The 1,887-nt window shown below is 63.1% G+C and carries 1 protein-coding gene; it reads right to left on the reverse strand.

Annotated features, from left to right (window positions below):
- The coding region (locus tag WAW17_RS01060) for a hypothetical protein (RefSeq protein ID WP_422331181.1) at positions 1-1,784 on the reverse strand (1,784 nt) is incomplete at its 3' end.
- Positions 1,785-1,887 lie beyond the last annotated feature (103 nt).

The following is a 1,887-nucleotide window of genomic DNA, read 5'->3' on the forward strand; positions in this document are numbered from 1 at the left end:
CCGTAGAAGCGCGCCGTAGCATCGACCCCCTTGTCCATCTCGGGCGCGGTGTAATAGCCGTCGGTGTAGGCGTTGTAGATGAACTGATCAAACACTTCCCAATCAACCGCCGAAGCGAGCGACTGGCTATCGGGCACAAGCACCCCGGTCCAGTGCCGAATCATCTGCGTCTTCACCCCTAGCCAATCGGGAGCCTGCTGCTGCTGCAGGATGACTTGATTACCGTCCGAGGTGACGATGATCGAAACTTGAGCGGCGGTGGTGGAGTAATTCCCAGAGGTGTCGCGCGCCTTGAACAGCAGCTCCCACGTGCCGGGCGGGATAACCGCGGTGGTCACGGTCTGGCTGCGCAGAATGTTGCCGATCGGGAACCCGTCCGCCCAGCTCGTCTCACCTTCGTCCTGAAGACGGACCTCAACCAGATCCAGATCAGAGTCCGCTACTTCGTCGCACCCCATCACCACGGTCCCGGCTTGCTGTACGGCGGTTGCCCCGGTGACGTTGGAAGGAACCTCTGTTTTGCCAACAACGGAATGCGCGTACACGTAGGTCCAGTCGCCCGCGTTCCCGAGGCTGGCGACCGCGCGGATTCGCAGGTCGTAGCTGGCTCCGTCGCTCACCGATTCGACGAACGCCTCAGTCAGCAGCTTGGTCGGGTTCGGCGTGTTGACCCAAACCGTGGGGCTTTCTGAGAGGCGCGTGAACTGGATCTCGTAGTGGTCCAGGAACGGATTCGCGGGCGCGGTCCAGCGCAGTCGGATGCGTGGGACGATAGTTCCATCGCCCTGCCGGAACAGATCGGCAGTCCCGGACGAAGCCGTAACGCCGGTGACTTCCAGATCGGAGAATGGATCAGGGAAGTCGGAGTTGGGTGCCGAGTCCACCGCTCGCTCCTCGTCGGTGGACCAATCGAATACGTCGGCGCTGGTTTCGCGCAGCACCAGCTCGATGCCGACCGCACCAGCTTCGTCCAGGACGAACTTGCTGGCGGCCACCTCAAATACCTTGGCCGTCCAACCGAACTGTTCGTGAGTGATCGCGACGGTCTTCCCGGTCATGGCCTGGTACGCGGTCAGCTTGAACACCGCCTCCAACGAGAGGCCCTGGCGCATGCGCAGCAACTCAATCTTAGCCAGCCGCTGGGCTTGGCTGGGCGACGTGACCGTGGTGGTGAGGTCGATGTCCTTCCACACGCGCTCGCCGTCCAGCTGAACGTAGTAGTCGGAGTGTACGGGCGGGAAGTCGTTGGCCTGCCAGCTGTTGGCCCGGTCCATGAACGTGCCCTTCACCCCGTTGGCGTTGTCCTTGCGTGAAAGCAAGGATTGCACCTTCACCGAGCCCGCGAAGTCGTCCTCGTCAAGGGTGATGGTCGGGGCCTCATACACCCCGGCGTGGATATACCACTGGCCGCCCACGTTGACCGCCTTGCCAGAGGATGCGGCGAGCATCCAGCCGATGATGTTTTGCGGGTTGGAGTCGGTACGGAACATGCCGTTGATTTCGTACCGCGCCTCGGTGGCCGATGGGCTGCCGGCGAGCTGGATCACGTCGTCGCAGGAGTCAGCTGCGTCCATCAGCTGCGCCTCGTTGATCTCGGTGGCGTAGTCGCACCCCAGGCCGAAAGACGTGTTGGTGAGGTAGTCGTTGAGGCACAGCGCGGCGTTGGCGCTATACCCCCAGTCGCCCGGGCTCTGCCGCGGGTCGAGCACCCGGCGCCCCTTCATGAGGAACGAGATGTTGGGCACGCCCTGGGCGAATAGATCAGCGTTCTTCGTCAGCCGCACGTATACCTTGGTGCGCCCGGTCTGCCGGCACGCATCCGTCCACGGGGCCGCTGAACTGGCCGAATCGGTAACGAGCTGCTGAAACGGTTGCGCCGGGCTGCCT

The organism is Rhodococcus sp. (in: high G+C Gram-positive bacteria), from assembly GCF_049286785.1.
Taxonomy (GTDB): domain Bacteria; phylum Actinomycetota; class Actinomycetes; order Mycobacteriales; family Mycobacteriaceae; genus Rhodococcus_F.